Below are 17,823 nucleotides of genomic sequence, written 5' to 3' on the forward strand. Positions count from 1 at the left end.
AATTTCCTTAGCCAAAGAGATGGAATTAGGATAGAAAACAGTGCAAACTTCACACACTAAATAAGGGGACAGACAAAGGAGGGATTAAATGAGGATACTCGTAATGACGATCGTTATATTTATTGGAACAGTGACGGGAACCTATGCGATAGATAACACGTCTCATGATTGGTATTTTAAACGAAGTGAAAATCATGCACCTGCCACAACAGAGCCTGAATTTCAGGAATTACTAAAGCCCTACGACAGCTACTTCATTGGTCGAACGGATCAGAAGGAATTGTATATGACATTTGATAATGGGTATGAGAATGGGTTTACTGACGATATTTTGGATGTTCTAAAGAAAGAAGATGTACCTGCCACTTTTTTCGTTACCGGTCATTACTTAAAGGACCAGCCAGATCTCGTTAAGAGAATGGTAAAAGAGGGACATATCGTTGGGAATCATTCCTGGAGTCACCCTGATATGACGGCCATTTCTGATGAAAAGATAAGACTTGAATTAAAAAAAGTGAAGGAGGAGTACACCCGATTAACTGGAGATGAAACGATGCAGTATGTTCGACCACCTCGTGGGGTTTTTAGCGAAAGGTCACTCGCTATTTCTTACGAAGAGGGGTATCGTAACATCTTCTGGTCACTTGCCTATAAAGATTGGGAAACGGATAAGCAAAAGGGGAGTCAGTATGCTTATGATTCGATTATGAAACAAGTTCACCCGGGAGCGATACTGCTTCTTCATACAGTCTCAAAAGATAACGCTGAAGCTCTTCAGAAAGTTATTAAGGATTTAAAGAAAGACGGGTATACCTTTAAAAGTTTGGATGACCTTGTCCTAACTGAAACAATTCCTGAACCGCTTATTCCTTAATAAATATTCTAGGCTGCCAGAAATGGCAGTCTTTTGCGTGATTTAAGAAGAAAGAAGAAAGGACGACTTACTATTCTGTAACTAGTAATCCTGTTTTGGATTTGCGATAATATAGACGACCTAAGAAAGGGAGGCGTTATGATGTGGGTTGAGAAATTATATCCTAAAGCGCCATATGACGTAGATCGACTTTTCCAAAGAATGAGCATGGATCCGCTTCAGTATATCGATGGTCACAGGCAACAATTTAAGATTCCTCTTATTATTAATAATGAAAAAGCCGTATATACAGTTCAATCAACTGGAAATCGTAAATACCCTTGCTTTGAGATATACGGATATGATGTAAGTAATAAGGAACAAGCGATTACTCAGATTAGTCAAATGTTTGACTTTCATATGGACATTGAAGGGATCTCATCAGTATTAAAAGAAACAAATATTCGATCATTAATGAATAATTACCTCGGTATGCCAATTATTTGTGAGCCTGACGCTTATTGTGCACTACTGAAGAATATTATTCATCAGCAGCTTAATATGAAGTTTGCGTATACGTTGACCTATCGTTTTGTGACAAGCTATGGAACTGAAATGGACGGCGTGTGGTTCTATCCTAAACCAGAGGTGGTTAGTCGTTTAACTGTTCACGAATTACGCGATTTACAATTTAGCAAAAGAAAAGCTGAATATGTGATTGGGATTGCTGAAAAGATTGTATCAGGAGCGCTTGATTTAGAGAATCTTTACAAATTAACAACTAAGGAAGTATATGATGAACTGCTTCCTATAAGAGGTGTTGGTCCATGGACAGTTGAATGTGTACTGCTTTTTGGACTAAGACGGAAAGATATATTACCTGCAGGTGATGTTGGGATCCAAAATGCCATTATGAAATGGTTTCAATTACCAACAAAGCCTACGAAAGAAGAAGTCGCTAAGTATAAAGAGAAATGGTCTCCGTATTCAAGCTATGTGTCCATGTATTTATGGGAAAGCTTAAGCGGTTAAGTAGAAGGAGAGATATTTTTGGATAACAAAAATGTGAAAGGGACAGGGCTTACGAACGGTCAAACAATTCCTTTAACAATTAAACGATTGGGGATAAATGGAGAAGGCGTCGGTTTTTTTAAAAGGACAGTGGTATTTGTTCCGGGAGCACTACCAGGAGAAGAAATTACAGCTGAAGTCACAAAGGTTTTTTCAAATCGTGCTGAAGCAAAAATAAAAAGGCTTCGAAAAAAATCGAATGACAGAACCACTCCACCATGTCCGGTATATGAAGAGTGTGGAGGATGTCAGCTCCAACATTTAAGCTATAAGGCACAACTTCGTGAAAAACGGGATATTGTGATTCAGTCGTTTGAACGACATGCAAAATTGGGTGAAAAGGATATAACGATAAAGCCTGTAATTGGAATGAAAGATCCCTGGAACTATCGAAATAAAAGTCAGCTTCAGGTAAGAAAGCAAAAGGGAAAAGTCATTGCAGGATTATACGGAGCAGGGTCACACGAGCTTGTTGAACTGACAAACTGTTTAGTACAACACCCGGAAACAAATAGAGTCACTCGTCAAGTTGTGAAGATACTCGAGGATTTAAATATTTCGATATATCATGAAAAGAAGAGGAAGGGGCTAGTTCGTACAATCGTAACGAGAGTTGGATTTGAAACGGGACAAATTCAATTAGTGCTTGTCACTTCAGAAGAGAACATTCCGCGGAAAGAATTACTTATTAAAGAAGTGAGGAAAAGGCTTCCTGAAGTGAAGTCGGTTATTCAAAATGTAAATGGGCAGAGAACATCCCTAATATTCGGTGATAAAACCTTCGTATTAGATGGGGAAGAAGTAATAGAGGAATCATTAGGAGATTTAAATTTCGAATTATCTGCTCGTGCCTTTTTCCAGCTAAATCCCACGCAAACTGTTCACCTCTATGATGAAGTGAAAAAAGCTGCTGCGCTTACTGGTAAAGAAAACATTATAGATGCTTATTGTGGAGTAGGTACGATTGGATTATGGCTTGCCGATAATGCGCGAGAAGTCAGAGGGATGGATGTCATTAAAGAATCGATTGATGATGCAAGAAAGAATGCTAAAAGTCACGGTTTTCAGGAGAAGATGACTTACGATGTAGGTAAAGCAGAAGAGGTCGTTCCTAAGTGGATAAAAGAAGGGTTCAAACCAAACGTGATTGTGGTAGATCCACCGAGAACTGGCTGTGATGAGACGTTATTAGCTACGATGGTAAAAGCAAAGCCAGATCGAATTGTTTATGTATCTTGTAATCCTTCAACGCTTGCAAAAGATTCTTCCTATTTAATGAAAAAGGGATATGAGCTTCAGCATTTACAGCCAGTCGATATGTTTCCACAAACCTCTCATATTGAAGTAGTGTCTGTTTTTAAAAGAAACACAGGGAATAAGAAATAGTTACAAGCTTATTTATGGATAGTGGAAGTAGTTAATCACTTCCGACTGGAAGCTAAATACAGTCATTAACACTTTCCACAGACTTATGCACAATATAAATAGGTATTTATAGCGTTACTAACAAGTTTATCAACAATATCCACAAGTTAATACGAGGTTATCAACAAAAAGAGTTGTTTATAGTAAATGTGCTTTAAAAAGGGAAAGATAACACGTTATGCACATTGTTAACAGCTTGTGCATAACTTTCTTGTTAACTTCTGAATCGCTATTTTTTTCTGAAATCAAAAAGGGACCGATACGGTCCCCTTTTTGGTTATTTGTTTTTCTTCGCGCGCTGGTTTGCAGCCTTAGATCTTTCTGCTGCTTTCGCATCAGCGGTGTCGAATTCATTTGCGAATTCTACATCCTGGTTTTGTGCTGATGGAATTGGATTTTTAGCTTGACGCTTTTGTTTACCTTCTGAAAAATTTGGACGTTTTGCCATCTTAATCAGCTCCTGTAAATGTGTTTGGAGAAGATCTCTCCACTCATTAGAATGGCTTGTTTTTGTTTAATTATTCGTCTTTATTTATGCCCAGCTCGGTCAGCACGTTTGAATTCTCTTCCAAAAAGAACATCTTGGGTCTTCGTTAGCGTCATTTTTGCTTCCTTATTTTCTCTGCCTTTACGTTTATCCACAATAATCCCTCTTTTCCTTAAGATGCTACTAGCATTGCCATCACATAAAGTTCTATGCACATGTGGATAAAAGCAATGACCGGTCGCCGATAGTAAGACTGTGGATTATGGCACTCTATAGAAAAAAACCAATAGAAATAAGGCAATAATAACAATAAAAAAAGTTCCTTTAACAGGAACTTATGCTTCTAATTGAACTTCAACTGCTTCTGTACCTTCACGCATGACATGAAGATGATAGTTATCGCGTTCAATTTCATATAAATGATATGATTTCTCTCCATTATTAATTTGCTTATAAACTTCAGGCCATTTCTCATTAGCTTTCTCGACATAAGGGATTTTTTCTGCAGCTTTTTGAGAGCGAATGTTATCCTTGTTAATTCTCATGAAAATTGTATGAATTTGCTTATCAAAAAACATTTCATTGAAGAAAGCTTCTTTCGCGATTTGATTATAACCTTTGCCGTGGTAAGGGGTACCAATCCACGTTCCAAGAAAGCCAGTTTGATGTTCAATATCAAACAAATTAATTGTACCAATAGGTGCACCCCATTCATCAAGAATGGTCCTAGAAATTAATTCTCCCTGCTCCTCAGCTTCAATAAGTTGTTTTGTTAAGAATAGATATTCTTCGTAAGAGCTTGCTTTATGACGTACGAATGGGAAGACAGCTGGGTCAACCATCAAGTCAAATAGCATATGACATTCCGACAGGTCACGATGTTTAATCATGAGTTTCCCTCCTGTCGAGGGCAGACTTATCCCCACCCTCGAATAATAGTATGTTGAATTATTATTCGGGGTGGGAATCGAACCCACTAGGACCAGTCACTGCTGGTGGCGCACCAATTGCCTTCCCATATTCAGATATGAAGTTGTTAGTTCATTTTATTGTAATTACAAAAGTATCATACTCGATTTATTTAAAAAAAGATACTGGTTTTTTGCGTATTTTTCACTTCTAAATGTAAAGTTATTGTAAGTGTCTATGTGACAAGAAATTTAAGCGATTTTAACGAATAATTTCCCCGTTAATCATCGTCAATATTGGACGGGCATCGTACTGGAATGGATGATTAGACCAGAGCACTAAATCGGCATCTTTTCCAACTTCTATACTTCCAATTCGGTGTTCTACTCCAAGGCTTCTAGCGGGATTTAGTGTAATTCCTTCAATCGCTTTTTCTTCGCTTAACCCTTCTCTAACAGCAAGCGCTGCACAAATGTTTAAGTACTGAATAGGAACGTATGGATGATCTGTTGTGATTGACACCTCAATCCCGTGGCTATTCAGAATACCATAAGTCGCCCAAGTTTTATTCTTTAATTCTATTTTCGAACGTCTCGTCATAGAAGGCCCTACAGTTACTTTAAGGTTTTGTCCACTAAGTTCATCTGCAATAAGATGCCCTTCTGTACAATGCTCAATTCTGAGATCAAGATTAAACTCCCTGGCAAATCGAACAGCCGTTAATATATCGTCTGCACGGTGAGCGTGAATTCTAACAGGAATTTCACGATTTAGTGTTGCAATAATGGGTGAAATTCGTGGATGCTCGATCTGATTAGATCTCCCAGCATCATAGAATGCTTCTCGAAGAAGGCCCATAATTCCCATGCGGGTAATGGAATCATTATTGGAGTGACTATGAACCCGTTTCGGGTTTTCACCTAATGCAATTTTTAGACCGGCGGTTTCTCTGACAATCATTTTCTCTACGTTCTTTCCATGCGTTTTCAGAACAGTTGTTATACCGCCAATAATATTCGCACTTCCAGGCATAACTTGGACAGAAGTTACGCCAAATGCAATCGCATCTTTAAAACCGACATCGAGTGGATTTACACCGTCAAGTGCTCTTACATGGGGAGTTAGAGCTTCTACGGTTTCATTTGCATCATTACCGGCCCAGCCAGTGCCCTCGTCATAAAGGCCAACATGTGTATGTGCATCAATGAAACCGGGTAAAAGATGATAACCTTTGCCGTCAATTACGGTCATATCAGCTTCTTCAGATATAGAGGGGGAGACTTCATGAATAAGGCCGTCCTTTACAAGAACATCAGCACATGGGAGTAATGGTGATGAAACTGGATAAACTCGAGCTTGCTTAAATAATATCGTCACATTATTCACCTATCATCCTTTAGTTTTATAACTATGCATCGTCGAAAATAGCTAGTTAATTCATTATAGCCATTATCCATCATCGATACTACCTAATCGAAGGTGCACATGCCGAAGGATTATTAATTGAAATACTACTTTTTCATTAACTATTCAAATGAAGAGAGGGTTTGAAAAAAACCTGCTGGTTTAGACCAGCAGGTTCTCTAATGCGTCTTTTAATTTAATGTAGCGGAAAGGATAGCCTAATTCTTTAGCTTTCTGTGGAAGAACGCACTGTCCTTTTAATACAATCCCACTTTTTTCTCCTAGAGCTGCTTGAACAGGTGCTTCAGGAACAGGCATCCAGTGAGGTCGATTTAATACTTCTCCAACTGTTTTACCAAAATCATTCATTCTCTTTGGTTCAGGCGCGGTTACGTTTAATGGTCCCTGGACAGAATCGTGATCAACAGCAAATCGGATCATCCCAACTACATCCATAATATGTACCCAGGAATACCATTGTCGTCCATCACCAAGTTTACCACCCATAAATAATTTATATGGCAAGGTCATTAAAGGAAGGGCTCCTTCTTCGCCAAGGACAACACCAAATCGCGCAAGAACGGTACGAACTCCATGATTCTGTGCTTTCATTGCTTCATCTTCCCATTTGCGTGTAACATCTGCCAGGAAGTCACAACCAGGTTCTGTATCATTTTCGGTAAATGATTTATCAACTGATGAACCATAAAATCCAATAGCAGAAGCGTTTACAAGAACGCGTGGTTTATGATCAAGTTTTTGAATGATGGAAATGATCTCTCTCGTTGACGAAATGCGGCTGTCTAGAATACGCTGTTTACGCTCTTCTGTCCACCGGCCGCTATTAATTGATTCGCCTGCAAGGTTCACGATGGCGTGAATCTTTGGGAGGTCCTTCTCTGGCTCAGCATCATCCTGAAGCCACTTTACATAAGTAACCCCTTTTTTTATAGGTTTGTTTGCAGGGTTCCGTGTTAGAATAAATACCGAATGCCCGTCATTAACAAAAGAGTCTGTTAGTTCACTTCCAACAAAACCAGTTCCTCCGGTAATCGCAATGTTCATATCATCTTCCTCCTAAGCGTACGCGATATACTTCTACTAGTTCTTTACCCATATTCATATTCCTCTAATCAAATGCTTTAACTTCATTCGTTTATTCAGAAAGTGCTACAATGTGAGTGGAGGTGAGTGCATTGGTCAAGGTTACGCGTATAACAACGCAAAAAAACAATAACGAACGATTTTCGATATTTATAGATAAAGGTTCAGGTGAAGAATTTGGTTTCGGTGTTGACCAGGATGTTCTGATCAGCTTTGGTCTTCGAAAAGGCGTCGAATTAAGCGACGAGATGCTTGAAGGAATTCATTTTGAAGACCAGGTGAAAAAAGGCATGAATTACGCGTTAAATTATTTATCTTACCGGATGCGCTCTGAAAAAGAGGTGAAAGAATACCTTACTAAAAAGGAAATACCTGAAGAGGCATTCGAAGCTATTTTCAAAAAGCTTCATCGCTATGGATACGTGAATGATCTTGAATTCGCTATTGCTTTTGTTAGAACAAAAGTAAATGGAGGCGCAAAAGGTCCATTTGTCATCGCGCAAGAGCTCAACCAAAAAGGAGTTAATAAAAAGATGACCGATAAAGCACTTGAAGAATACTCATATGAGCAACAGCTTGAGATTGCAATTAAGTTAGCTGAGAAAAAAGCATCAAAGCTAAAGACTTCTTCAGCAACGGAACAAAGGCAGAAAGTAAATCAGGAACTAAGAGCCAAAGGCTTCGATCGTGACATCATTCAAGAAGTGATGCAGCAAATCGATCTAGAAAAAGGAGAAGACGAGGAATGGGAAGCGCTCGTGCTTCAGGCCCAAAAAGCGGAACGACGCTATAGCAAACTCGAGCGCCGTGAATTCGATCATAAAATGAAGCAATTTTTATATCGTAAAGGGTTTCCTTTTCCGCTTATTAATAAATATCTAGAAGAACTTAACGATCAATAAATATCTCATTTTGTCCTTCATCTTCCTCGATGATTTGGAGGGCTTTCTCAAATGGGGATTTAAGTCTTGATACATCATTAATATGATCGGAATTCGCCCAAAATGGAGTATTCATCCCTCCCATATAAACAGCAGTTGCACTGACACCCGTGCCCTCTAGTTCTTTCCATAAGCTCTCAGTAAAACCTCTTATCGCATATTTAGAAGCGACGTAGACGGTTTCGTGATTTTTCCCTTTTAAACCAGCGGTAGAAATAATATTCATGATGCGACCTTCCATGCTTTTTAATGTAGGGAGGAACGTTTGTGTTGCAAAAATGGTGCCTTTCACATTTGTATCAATAACCTTATGTATATCAGAAATAGTAATGTCTTCTAAAGCCCCGAACGTTCCTGTACCAGCATTGTTTACAAGCATGTGAATTTGTAGATTATCCCGATCCATTGCTTGTTTCAGTTTTTTAAGTTCTTCAGGATCAGTTATATCGCATTCATAAATGGAACAGACACCTTTATTATTTTTGATTTCCTGGTCAATGGATTCAAGTTTTTGTTTGGTTCGACCAACAAGTACGACATGGTGTCCTTTAGTTGCCCACTGTTTTGCAAGCTCAGCTCCGAGGCCAGAACCGGCACCCGTAATTAAAATGGTTTTCATATAAAATCACTCCTTTCTGTAAGCGTAGCATATTTTTGTCAGGAAGTAGAAAATGAACTATACTTGGGGAAGAATTGATGATGATGGAGGTCAAGGATGGAAAAGCGTTTCAGTGATATGAGTGAGCAGGAACTAAGAAATGAAATTGCCCTCTTAAGCGAAAAAGCACGTAGAGCGGAGCAAATGGGCATTGTCAATGAATTCGCCGTTCATGAACGAAGGATTGCACTTGCTAAATCGTATTTATTAAACCCGGATGACTTTATACCGGGCCATAAATATGAAATTGATGGTGATCCAGGTTCTACGTTTATTATCGATTATATGAATGGGACGTTTGCATGGGGAAACCGTGACGGTAGCGATGAGATTGAAGCATTCCCTATTTCGATGTTAATTCAAAAAGAGCAGCAGTAACGCTGCTCTCTTATTTCATCATTTTTACGATCGTTTACGTGTTTGTACCTGTAGTACGATATCGTTATAAGTTTGCTGCGTTTCTCCATTCACCTGATTATGAGCGTGTTTTGGATTTGCACGCGGAGATTGGAATGGATCCTCATATTTCGGATGAAGTCTATCTCGGTTATTTTTTCCCATAGATGCTACCTCCTGTATAAGAGAATTATCCCTGACGGTGGCCTGTCCGATTTGAAGCATTCATCCGCTCTTGTGGATGAGTGTTAATCGACCCGTCAGCACGTTTTGATGCGAATTCTTCTTTTGCGCGGGGTTCACCAGAAAATTTAGCATCTGGAAATCCGGTTTTTTTATTTCTCATCAGCGTGCGCCCCTTTCCAATATCGTGTTGTGAATCAGGCACACCATTAGTATGCGAATTCGGTCGGAATGTTATGTGCCAAACAAAGTTATTTATTAGACAGAATTTGAATTACACCACGAAAGGAGAATGCCTCATGGAAGATTTATTTCAAAGGCTTACTCATAACCTTCTTGAGAAAAATGATCACCTCTCTTATGGTCAAGCGAGAACAATGGTGGAGTTGCTTTGGGAGGATTTTGAATCGTCAAGAGCCAAGGCAGGCAGAGAGTATAAAGGTCAGGATGTAACTGAAAAAATTGTAAAGCAATGGATTGACTACTATGGTCCTGTTTTACATGATTTCATGATGAATAATCCAAAATATAAAGGGTATTTTGGAGATGACAGAAGCATAAAACATTAAACAAAAACCGGCTGGGCACATTATGTGCCCAGTCGGTTTTCTGTGTCATAAAATAAAGTTAACGACTAATCAAGAGCGGGATCTAATTTCTTTCGTAACGTATCTTCGCTGTAAACCCATCCAGTATAGGAACTCGTTATTTCGAGCTGATCTTCCATTTGTACCACGGCGACAAATGGATAATGGCCTTTATTTCGATAGCGAAGATCAATAAAGCGAACTTCATATCCAACTTCTTTTTCTTCAATCTCCCATCTATAAACTGGTGAGAATGAAAGAAATGCACTTAAGTTAGGATCTTCCTTCGCAGATTCCAGTACTGGTGTTTTAGGAACAGGAACGCGATCAAATACGTCTTGAATATGGATCGTAGTTCCTTCAGCGCGAGCTACATAAAACTGTGTCTCAGATTTAACTGCGATATGCCACCTGCTCCAACGAATTGTTGGTGAGACGATCACTTCGACTGCATCTGGAATTCGCTTTCTCACAGCATGAATCACTTTCTTCTGTTCAATTATTCTCCAAACGTAATAGAGAATAAGTATGCCGTAGATCGTGAGGAAAGTGTACCCAGGATTGACTCCCAAATACCAGAGAATTAATCCACCAATATGACTGAGAAAAATAAATGGATCAAAAATATTAATGACGCCAAGGGCTACCCATCTGTTAGAAAATGGCCTAATGGCTTGCGTTCCATATGCGTTAAAAATATCGACAAACACATGAATGAAGACAGCAAGAAATGTCCATAACCAAAGGTGGAGCCAATTTGTTTCAGGAAAAAACACCATTATTCCGCTGCTAATAATGATTGGCCAGAGAAGAACTGCAGGAATGGAATGAGTAATTCCACGATGGTGTCGGATATAGACAGCGTTATTTTTAAGTTTAAGCACAGTATCAAAGTCCGGGGCCTGCGATCCTATTAGCGCTCCAATTAGAACGCTTTGAGCGGTAATGGGGTCCTGTGCAATAGCTGGATCTAACGTTGCAAGAGCTCCAATCCCCAGTCCCATGACCACATGTGTCCCAGTATCCATAGGCTAAGAATCCTCCTTATGAAACGTATCGATCGTTTAGCTAACGATCGTAAATAGACCAAAAAGAATTTATGTCTATTTTGCATTCTTTATTTAGTTATACCCAATTTGAACGAATGTGAAAAGTTAAAAGGTGAATGAAAAGGTATGATGCGTTATTATATGTGATAGACGAAGGTTGAGGAAGTTTCTTAGTAAATTTAAATAAATCTTTTAACACCATTTAATATATCATATCGGAGAGTTGATCCATGACAGAGAAAGTGACAGACCTTTTACATTATTTCGATGAAAAGCAGTTCCAACAGGACCTTATTGCCTGGTTTAAAAAAGAGCAGCGTACACTACCTTGGCGTGAGAATCAGGATCCTTATCGTGTATGGGTATCTGAAATTATGCTACAGCAAACGAGAGTAGACACTGTAATCCCATATTTTGAGCGGTTTATGAGCCTTTTTCCTACTGTGGAGGCACTTGCAAATGCTGAAGAGGCAGATGTATTAAAAGCCTGGGAAGGGCTTGGTTATTACTCAAGGGCGAGAAATCTTCAAAATGCTGTTCGAGAAGTAGCAGAGACTTATAACGGTATAGTGCCGAATAATCCCAAGCAAATATCTGAACTTAAGGGAGTAGGGCCCTACACTGCTGGGGCAATTTTAAGCATTGCTTATGACATACCACAGCCAGCTGTTGATGGAAACGTGATGCGTGTTCTTTCGCGAATTATTGGGATTTGGGAGGATATTGCCAAACCATCAGCAAGAAAGACGTTTGAAGAAGTAACTCGACGAATTATTTCCGATGAGGATCCATCCTCATTCAATCAGGGGATGATGGAGCTTGGTGCGATTGTATGTACACCAAGATCCCCTTCGTGTCTTCTTTGCCCTGTACAAGAGCATTGTAGAGCCTTTGCTGAAGGGTCGCAGGAAGAGCTGCCAATTAAATCAAAGAAAAAAGCCCCCAGACCCGTACCGATTGCAGTTATAGCTCTTGAGAATAATGAAGGCAAATTTCTTATTCGACAGCGTCCGGAGAAAGGACTTCTGGCAAGCTTGTGGGAATTTCCAAACGTTGAATTAACAGAAGGTGGCTTGAAAGAAAATCAGCTCAAACACCATTTACAAGATACTTATGAAATTAACTCTAAGATTGAGAAGGAATTATCCTCGTTTAATCATATTTTTAGCCATTTAAAATGGCAATTAACAGTTTATAAAGGATCATTTATTGGCCATATCGATCATGAAAAGGCGAAAATGGTTAGTAAGAATGAGTTGCGAGATTATGCCTTTCCTGTCGCTCACCAAAAAATTGTCAATTTGATTTTAGAAGGAGATGAAGCAGAGTGAATTTGAATCTTGAAAACAAGCGCGTTCTTATTACAGGAGGCTCTAAGGGAATTGGAAAGTCGATTGCGAAGGTATTCTATGAAGAAGGTGCGAAAGTGGGGATTTGCGGTAGAAATCGTGATGATCTCGAATTGGCTAGGAAGGAAATTGGTCAGGACTTAGCCATTTTTGAAGCGGATGTGACGGATGAGCGGAAGCGCGTCCAGCTCATTGATTCTTTCATCATGCAATTTGGTTCACTTGATATCTTAGTAAACAACGCTGGGGGAAGCAGTGGTTCGACAATTATGGAGACGGATATATCTCAATTCCATAAAGCAATGGAGCTTAATTACTACTCAGCGGTACACCTTAGTCAGCTTTCTGCCGAAATCATGAAGCAACAGGGAAGTGGCGCAATCATCAATATTTCTTCTATCTTCGGTCGTGAATCTGGTGGGAAACCAACTTATAATAATTCAAAATCGGCTATGATTAGTTTTACTAAAGCTATGGCTGATGAGCTAATTAAAGACGGTGTCCGCGTGAATGGGGTTGCTCCAGGAGCCATTCTGCACCCATCAGGGAACTGGCAGAAACGACTTGATGATAATCCTGAGAAAATAGCTGAATTTGTAGATAAAGAAATACCAGGAGGAAGATTTGGGACAACTGACGAAGTGGCGAATGCCGTTGTTTTCCTTGCCTCTGAAAAAGCTTCATGGATTGTTGGTGCGACAATCAACGTCGATGGCGGACAATCGAAATCAAATTTCTAACATTTACTTAAACAACCTTCTGAAGAGTTTCAGAAGGTTGTTTTTTTGACGAAGAACTGGATTTTATTCGGGCATAAATGCTGAGAGCCCACCACGCTGTTCAATTTCTTTCATTATTTCTCGATGGATAGCTACGCCTTCGCTATTTAAGTAAGGAGTAACCTGTTGAAGGCTATAGTGAAAAAAAGATAGTTCTTCGTCCACCCACTCCTTTTTAGACATCATAGAAAGCTCTGTCATATCTCGATTATTCATCATTTAACCTCCTTCTTCTTCTTAGTTTGTATCATTGATTTGAACAGTATGAAGGGGAAGAGATGGAAAGCATGATGAAATGTTCATTCCTGATAAGCTATCAAGTAACAGTCCTATAAGGGATATTTTTGTTTATTTGCACCCGAAACAAGTTTTTCTAAAAACAATACATAAGAATCATGTTACTGGATATTCTATTGTTTGTGGGAGGTGATAAGCCATGGCAAAGAAACCAGGACAAACACAAGCTGGTGCAAACATTCAACAAGCGAAACAGCAGAACCAACAAGCTTCTGCTGGTAAAGCTGGTCAGCAACAATACGGTGCTGAATTTGCAAATGAAACAGATGCACAAGAAGTAAAAGCTCGCAACGCGAAGTCTGCTCAAAATAAGCAGCAAGCATCTGCAGGACAAGCAGCTCAGCAACAATACGGTGCTGAATTTGCAAGCGAAACGGATGCACAACAAGTGAAAGCTCGCAACGCGAAGTCTGCTCAAAATAAGCAGCAAGCATCTGCTAAGAACCAGCAGCAACAATAATCGAACTTCCCGGACAGGGCTGACTTAGTCAGCCCTGTTTTTCGTTAGTTAAATGCTGGTAGGGATTATAAGACAAGTGGAGAAACAATCTAATATAGGAAGGGGTGTTGGTTATGTGCGGACGATTCTCGCTAACGACAGAACTCGACGTGTTACTTGAAAGGTTTCAAATTGATCAAACGAGCATGGATGAATATATACCACGATTTAATATAGCACCATCTCAACAAATCCCGGCTGTGATTAGAACAAATCAAATGAATCGAATGGGAACCTTGCGTTGGGGGCTAATTCCATTCTGGGCAAAGGATGCGTCTATCTCAAATAAATTAATCAATGCGCGAAGTGAAACAGCTCAGGAGAAAGCGAGCTTTAAGCATGCTCTTAAGCAGCGAAGGTGTTTAATATTATCGGATGGTTTTTATGAATGGAAGCAGACGAAGGATCAAAAAATTCCGATGCGGATCCAAGTAAGAAAGGGTGAGCCGTTTGCAATGGCGGGGTTGTGGGAAAAATGGAATGATGGCGACAAAAATCATTTTACATGTACGATACTTACCACAGAAGCAAATGAATTTATGAAAGAGATACATAATCGCATGCCCGTCATTTTAACAAGAGATGATGAGAGGATTTGGCTGGATGATACAGTAAGTGATAGTGAAATCTTAAGCAGTTGTATGAAGCCCATATCCTCTAAGGAAATGAATGCGTATGAAGTTTCGACGCTTGTGAATTCCCCTAGAAATGAACAACCAGAATGTATTGCTCCTGTAGGGAGTTTATGACAAAACTCCTGACTTCTCTACAGAAGTTCCCAAAGGATTTCACATGAGTTTATGGAATTTCTTTTTTGATGAAGGCTTGCTAGAAATCGCTAATGGTATTAGCTTGCTCCATGGGAATGTCAAAAATCACAATTTGGAAGGAGAGGTTAAATGAAGGAGTTTGATGAGCTCATTCAACAGCAGCTCAAGCTTGCCGATCAAATGATTCGTACGAAGGAAGAAATTCTAAGCTTAGAGGATATTCTGGATGAAGAAAAGGGTAGAAATGCCATAATTGTAGAAAGAAAAGAGATGCTATCACTTATGGAGGATGAGTTTGAACGACTTATTTCGGACGTCATCTCTACCTTTGAAAAAACCCCTATTTATTAAGCTGAAATTGGGTGCCATTCTATTCGAGTGGCGCTTTTATTTTAATTTTATTTTGTTAAGCGTTATAATAGAGAAGAATATAGATGAGATGTAAGATTTTTGATAATAGCCATGTATTGAACGGTAAGAAAGAAAGGATGCTGTGAGTCTGCCTGTATGCAAAAGGCATTCATCGTTTTCCGGAATTTCTTAGGAAAGGAGAAGAAGATGAGTTTCCCAACGACCGGGACGAGAATTCAAATTCAAAGCTATAAACATCGCGGTACGCTACATCGTACTTGGGAAGAAAGCATCGTACTTAAAGGCACATCCAAAGAAATAATCGGCGGAAACGATCGCATTCTTGTGACTGAAGCTGATGGAAGACAATGGAGAACGCGTGAACCTGCGATTTGCTACTTTAGTGCAAACCACTGGTTCAATGTCATTGGAATGATCAGAACAGATGGGCTATATTATTATTGTAATTTAGGTACTCCATTTACTTACGATGAAGAAGCATTGAAGTATATTGATTACGATCTTGATATTAAGATCTATCCTGATATGACGTTTAAGTTATTAGATGAAGATGAGTATGAAGCACACCGCGAAGAAATGAATTATCCCGAAGCAGTCGATCGTATTATACAACAAAATGTAAAAGAACTGATGAACTGGATTCATCAAAGAAAAGGACCGTTTGCCCCTGGATTTGTAGATCAGTGGTATGAACAGTTCCTTCAATATAGGTAAGAAAAACCTGTTGAATGTTTTTCAACAGGTTTTTGCATGATATAAAAACAGCATGTGATTAACTAAAGGATGATGCCATCTGGGTAGTATAAAAAGGTATATGACCTTTGTAAGACCGTATAAAAAACAAATTGGGATAACGATTGGAATTGGAATATTAAAGTTTGGTATTCCTCTTCTCCTTCCATTGATTTTAAAGTACGTCATTGATGACATTATCAATGCAGAAATGCCAGCTGGGGATAAGTATGAGCAGCTTCTTTGGTTGATGGGAGGAGCTTTCTTTCTATTCGTCGTTGTCAGACCACCGGTAGAATACTTCCGTCAGTATTATGCTCAGTGGATTGGAAGTAAGATTCTGTATGATATACGAGATAAATTATTTTCTCATATCCAACAATTAAGTTTGAAGTTTTACTCTAATAACAAAGCAGGGGAAATCATCTCAAGAGTAATAAATGATGTGGAGCAAACAAAAACATTTGTCATTACTGGGATGATGAATGTTTGGCTTGATCTCATTACCATCGTCATCATTATCGGTATATTATCATTTATGAATGTTTGGCTAACGCTTGCAGCAATTGTTCTTCTTCCTCTGTATGGACTGTCAGTTAAATTTTTCTATAAGCGTCTTCGTGATTTAACAAAGGATCGCTCACAGGCACTTGCAGAAGTTCAAGGTCATCTTCATGAACGAGTACAAGGGATGTCTGTGATTCGAAGTTTTGCCTTAGAAGATTATGAACAAGAGCAATTTAACAAAAGAAATACGAATTTCTTAGAACGAGCACTTGATCATACAAGGTGGAATGCCAAAACGTTTGCTGTCGTTAATACGATTACGGATGTAGCTCCTCTTATTGTTATCGCCTTTTCAGCGTATCTTGTGATTTCGGGTGGACTTCAAATCGGTGAAATGGTTGCGTTTGTGACTTATATGGACCGGCTTTATAGTCCTTTAAGAAGATTGGTGAATTCGTCTACCACATTAACCCAAGCCATTGCATCAATGGATCGTGTATTTGAATTTGTCGATGAAAAATACGATATTGTAGATAGAAAAGATGCAAAAAAGTTAAACAATGTTCGAGGAAATATCCAATTTGAAAATGTTTCATTTAAATATAACGAAGAGGATCTACCTGTTCTAAAAGGAATTGATCTTAATGTACGTGCTGGAGAAACCATTGCGCTTGTAGGAATGAGCGGTGGCGGTAAATCCTCACTTGTCAGCTTAATTCCACGTTTCTATGATGTGACGGGTGGGAGTATTCTAATTGACGGTACAGACATACGGGATTATGAAGCAAGAAGCCTGAGAGATAACATTGGAATGGTTCTTCAGGATAACATCCTATTTAGTGAATCCGTTCGAATGAATATCATGATGGGGAATCCAAATGCCTCTGAAGAAGAAGTTATACAAGCTGCAAAGGCTGCTAACGCTCATGAGTTCATCATGAACCTTCAAGACGGATATGATACGCCCGTTGGTGAACGAGGTGTGAAGCTGTCTGGTGGACAAAAACAACGGATTGCAATCGCAAGAGTATTTCTTAAAAATCCGCCTATTTTAATTCTTGATGAAGCAACGTCAGCACTTGACCTTGAAAGTGAACATCTTATTCAAGAAGCGCTTGAAGTACTTGCGAAAGATCGCACAACCTTTATTGTCGCACACCGTCTAGCAACAGTGACGCATGCTGACCGTATCGTGGTGGTAGAAAACGGCCAAATTTCAGAGAGCGGGAATCACCAAGAGCTCATGAAACGGAAAGGGTCCTACCATAACTTGTTTCAAGTACAAAATTTATAGTTATTCATCAAAAAGCATCTCTTTGAGGTGCTTTTTTTGTTTAAATATGCATATTATCGCGTAAAAGCGTCAAAAAAAGACAGAAAATTACCTCAATAAGCGTTGCCAACTAACAAAAATAATGTAATAATGAGAAGCAGATTTTAGTTTAATTAAA

The 17,823-nt window shown here is 39.1% G+C and carries 23 protein-coding genes; 13 read left to right on the forward strand and 10 right to left on the reverse strand.

Annotated features, from left to right (window positions below; all coding sequences use genetic code 11):
- Nucleotides 1-88 precede the first annotated feature (88 nt).
- The 3 genes from pdaA to rlmD all read left to right on the forward strand — a co-directional run bounded on the left by pdaA (nucleotide 89) and on the right by rlmD (nucleotide 3,310).
- A complete protein-coding gene (gene pdaA, locus AC0VYJ_RS02605; RefSeq protein ID WP_475366455.1) occupies nucleotides 89-874 on the forward strand; it encodes a delta-lactam-biosynthetic de-N-acetylase in 786 nt (261 codons plus the stop codon).
- Nucleotides 875-1,015: 141 nt separating this feature from the next.
- Nucleotides 1,016-1,885, forward strand: coding sequence for a DNA-3-methyladenine glycosylase family protein (locus tag AC0VYJ_RS02610; RefSeq protein ID WP_430241528.1), 870 nt, complete (start codon nucleotides 1,016-1,018; stop codon nucleotides 1,883-1,885).
- Nucleotides 1,886-1,903: 18 nt separating this feature from the next.
- Nucleotides 1,904-3,310 (forward strand): 23S rRNA (uracil(1939)-C(5))-methyltransferase RlmD, encoded by a 1,407-nt coding sequence (gene rlmD, locus AC0VYJ_RS02615; protein ID WP_475366456.1) that lies wholly within the window; start codon nucleotides 1,904-1,906, stop codon nucleotides 3,308-3,310.
- A gap of 316 nt (nucleotides 3,311-3,626) precedes the next feature.
- Here the strand turns inward: rlmD and AC0VYJ_RS02620 are convergent, their stop codons facing one another.
- The 5 genes from AC0VYJ_RS02620 to AC0VYJ_RS02640 all read right to left on the reverse strand — a co-directional run bounded on the left by AC0VYJ_RS02620 (nucleotide 3,627) and on the right by AC0VYJ_RS02640 (nucleotide 7,214).
- A complete protein-coding gene (locus tag AC0VYJ_RS02620; RefSeq protein ID WP_430241524.1) occupies nucleotides 3,627-3,797 on the reverse strand; it encodes a YfhD family protein in 171 nt (56 codons plus the stop codon).
- Nucleotides 3,798-3,877: 80 nt separating this feature from the next.
- Entirely contained in the window at nucleotides 3,878-3,991 is a 114-nt protein-coding gene (locus AC0VYJ_RS02625; RefSeq protein ID WP_194220105.1) for a YfhE family protein, read from the reverse strand.
- A gap of 180 nt (nucleotides 3,992-4,171) precedes the next feature.
- The gene (locus AC0VYJ_RS02630; protein WP_430241522.1) at nucleotides 4,172-4,726 is read right to left on the reverse strand and encodes a GNAT family N-acetyltransferase; all 555 of its coding nucleotides are present in this window, start codon (nucleotides 4,724-4,726) and stop codon (nucleotides 4,172-4,174) included.
- Nucleotides 4,727-5,006: 280 nt separating this feature from the next.
- Entirely contained in the window at nucleotides 5,007-6,122 is a 1,116-nt protein-coding gene (locus tag AC0VYJ_RS02635) for an amidohydrolase (RefSeq protein ID WP_475366457.1), read from the reverse strand.
- Between the two features lie 189 nt (nucleotides 6,123-6,311).
- Entirely contained in the window at nucleotides 6,312-7,214 is a 903-nt protein-coding gene (locus AC0VYJ_RS02640) for a TIGR01777 family oxidoreductase (protein WP_475366458.1), read from the reverse strand.
- Nucleotides 7,215-7,345: 131 nt separating this feature from the next.
- Here AC0VYJ_RS02640 and recX point away from each other — a divergent pair, with 131 nt between their 5' ends.
- Complete coding sequence (gene recX, locus AC0VYJ_RS02645) at nucleotides 7,346-8,155, forward strand: recombination regulator RecX (RefSeq protein ID WP_475366459.1); 810 nt, start codon at nucleotides 7,346-7,348, stop codon at nucleotides 8,153-8,155.
- On the opposite strand, the gene AC0VYJ_RS02650 is transcribed toward recX, so the two are convergent.
- Nucleotides 8,142-8,813: an SDR family NAD(P)-dependent oxidoreductase gene (locus AC0VYJ_RS02650; protein WP_475366460.1), complete on the reverse strand. Its 672-nt coding sequence runs from the start codon at nucleotides 8,811-8,813 to the stop codon at nucleotides 8,142-8,144. The genes recX and AC0VYJ_RS02650 overlap by 14 nt on opposite strands.
- Nucleotides 8,814-8,909: 96 nt before the next feature.
- On the opposite strand from AC0VYJ_RS02650, the gene AC0VYJ_RS02655 reads away from it, so the two are divergent.
- Complete coding sequence (locus AC0VYJ_RS02655; RefSeq protein ID WP_475366461.1) at nucleotides 8,910-9,230, forward strand: YfhH family protein; 321 nt, start codon at nucleotides 8,910-8,912, stop codon at nucleotides 9,228-9,230.
- 24 nt (nucleotides 9,231-9,254) lie between these two features.
- Here the strand turns inward: AC0VYJ_RS02655 and AC0VYJ_RS02660 are convergent, their stop codons facing one another.
- Nucleotides 9,255-9,413, reverse strand: a complete 159-nt coding sequence (locus AC0VYJ_RS02660) for a YpzG family protein (RefSeq protein WP_194220098.1) — start codon at nucleotides 9,411-9,413, stop codon at nucleotides 9,255-9,257.
- A gap of 25 nt (nucleotides 9,414-9,438) precedes the next feature.
- Nucleotides 9,439-9,594: a small, acid-soluble spore protein K gene (sspK, locus tag AC0VYJ_RS02665; RefSeq protein WP_371018515.1), complete on the reverse strand. Its 156-nt coding sequence runs from the start codon at nucleotides 9,592-9,594 to the stop codon at nucleotides 9,439-9,441.
- A gap of 136 nt (nucleotides 9,595-9,730) precedes the next feature.
- Between sspK and AC0VYJ_RS02670 the strand changes: the two genes are divergently transcribed.
- Nucleotides 9,731-10,000, forward strand: coding sequence for a YfhJ family protein (locus tag AC0VYJ_RS02670; protein ID WP_159781055.1), 270 nt, complete (start codon nucleotides 9,731-9,733; stop codon nucleotides 9,998-10,000).
- A gap of 65 nt (nucleotides 10,001-10,065) precedes the next feature.
- On the opposite strand, the gene AC0VYJ_RS02675 is transcribed toward AC0VYJ_RS02670, so the two are convergent.
- Nucleotides 10,066-11,046: a metal-dependent hydrolase gene (locus AC0VYJ_RS02675; RefSeq protein ID WP_475366462.1), complete on the reverse strand. Its 981-nt coding sequence runs from the start codon at nucleotides 11,044-11,046 to the stop codon at nucleotides 10,066-10,068.
- 251 nt (nucleotides 11,047-11,297) lie between these two features.
- Here AC0VYJ_RS02675 and mutY point away from each other — a divergent pair, with 251 nt between their 5' ends.
- The gene (gene mutY / locus AC0VYJ_RS02680) at nucleotides 11,298-12,398 is read left to right on the forward strand and encodes an A/G-specific adenine glycosylase (RefSeq protein WP_475366463.1); all 1,101 of its coding nucleotides are present in this window, start codon (nucleotides 11,298-11,300) and stop codon (nucleotides 12,396-12,398) included.
- Nucleotides 12,395-13,156 carry an SDR family NAD(P)-dependent oxidoreductase gene (locus AC0VYJ_RS02685; protein ID WP_475366464.1) on the forward strand — a complete coding sequence of 254 codons (762 nt, stop codon included), beginning with the start codon at nucleotides 12,395-12,397 and terminating at the stop codon, nucleotides 13,154-13,156. The genes mutY and AC0VYJ_RS02685 overlap by 4 nt, the downstream gene beginning before the upstream one ends.
- A 63-nt stretch (nucleotides 13,157-13,219) precedes the next feature.
- On the opposite strand, the gene AC0VYJ_RS02690 is transcribed toward AC0VYJ_RS02685, so the two are convergent.
- Complete coding sequence (locus AC0VYJ_RS02690; RefSeq protein ID WP_283153072.1) at nucleotides 13,220-13,414, reverse strand: hypothetical protein; 195 nt, start codon at nucleotides 13,412-13,414, stop codon at nucleotides 13,220-13,222.
- A 217-nt stretch (nucleotides 13,415-13,631) separates the two neighbouring features.
- Between AC0VYJ_RS02690 and AC0VYJ_RS02695 the strand changes: the two genes are divergently transcribed.
- The 5 genes from AC0VYJ_RS02695 (at nucleotide 13,632) to AC0VYJ_RS02715 (ending at nucleotide 17,666) form a co-directional block, all read left to right on the forward strand.
- Nucleotides 13,632-13,952 carry a gamma-type small acid-soluble spore protein gene (locus tag AC0VYJ_RS02695; protein WP_194220091.1) on the forward strand — a complete coding sequence of 107 codons (321 nt, stop codon included), beginning with the start codon at nucleotides 13,632-13,634 and terminating at the stop codon, nucleotides 13,950-13,952.
- Between the two features lie 113 nt (nucleotides 13,953-14,065).
- Nucleotides 14,066-14,740, forward strand: a complete 675-nt coding sequence (locus AC0VYJ_RS02700; RefSeq protein WP_475366465.1) for an SOS response-associated peptidase — start codon at nucleotides 14,066-14,068, stop codon at nucleotides 14,738-14,740.
- 150 nt (nucleotides 14,741-14,890) lie between these two features.
- On the forward strand, nucleotides 14,891-15,112 hold the full coding sequence (locus AC0VYJ_RS02705) for a hypothetical protein (RefSeq protein WP_194220089.1): 222 nt from the start codon (nucleotides 14,891-14,893) through the stop codon (nucleotides 15,110-15,112).
- A gap of 207 nt (nucleotides 15,113-15,319) precedes the next feature.
- On the forward strand, nucleotides 15,320-15,847 hold the full coding sequence (gene ntdP / locus AC0VYJ_RS02710) for a nucleoside tri-diphosphate phosphatase (RefSeq protein ID WP_226616541.1): 528 nt from the start codon (nucleotides 15,320-15,322) through the stop codon (nucleotides 15,845-15,847).
- Between the two features lie 100 nt (nucleotides 15,848-15,947).
- On the forward strand, nucleotides 15,948-17,666 hold the full coding sequence (locus AC0VYJ_RS02715; protein ID WP_475366466.1) for an ABC transporter ATP-binding protein: 1,719 nt from the start codon (nucleotides 15,948-15,950) through the stop codon (nucleotides 17,664-17,666).
- Nucleotides 17,667-17,823: the final 157 nt, after the last annotated feature.

This window comes from Anaerobacillus sp. 63XJN7_5_ISO-PGPR-S23-430 (genome assembly GCF_056173695.1).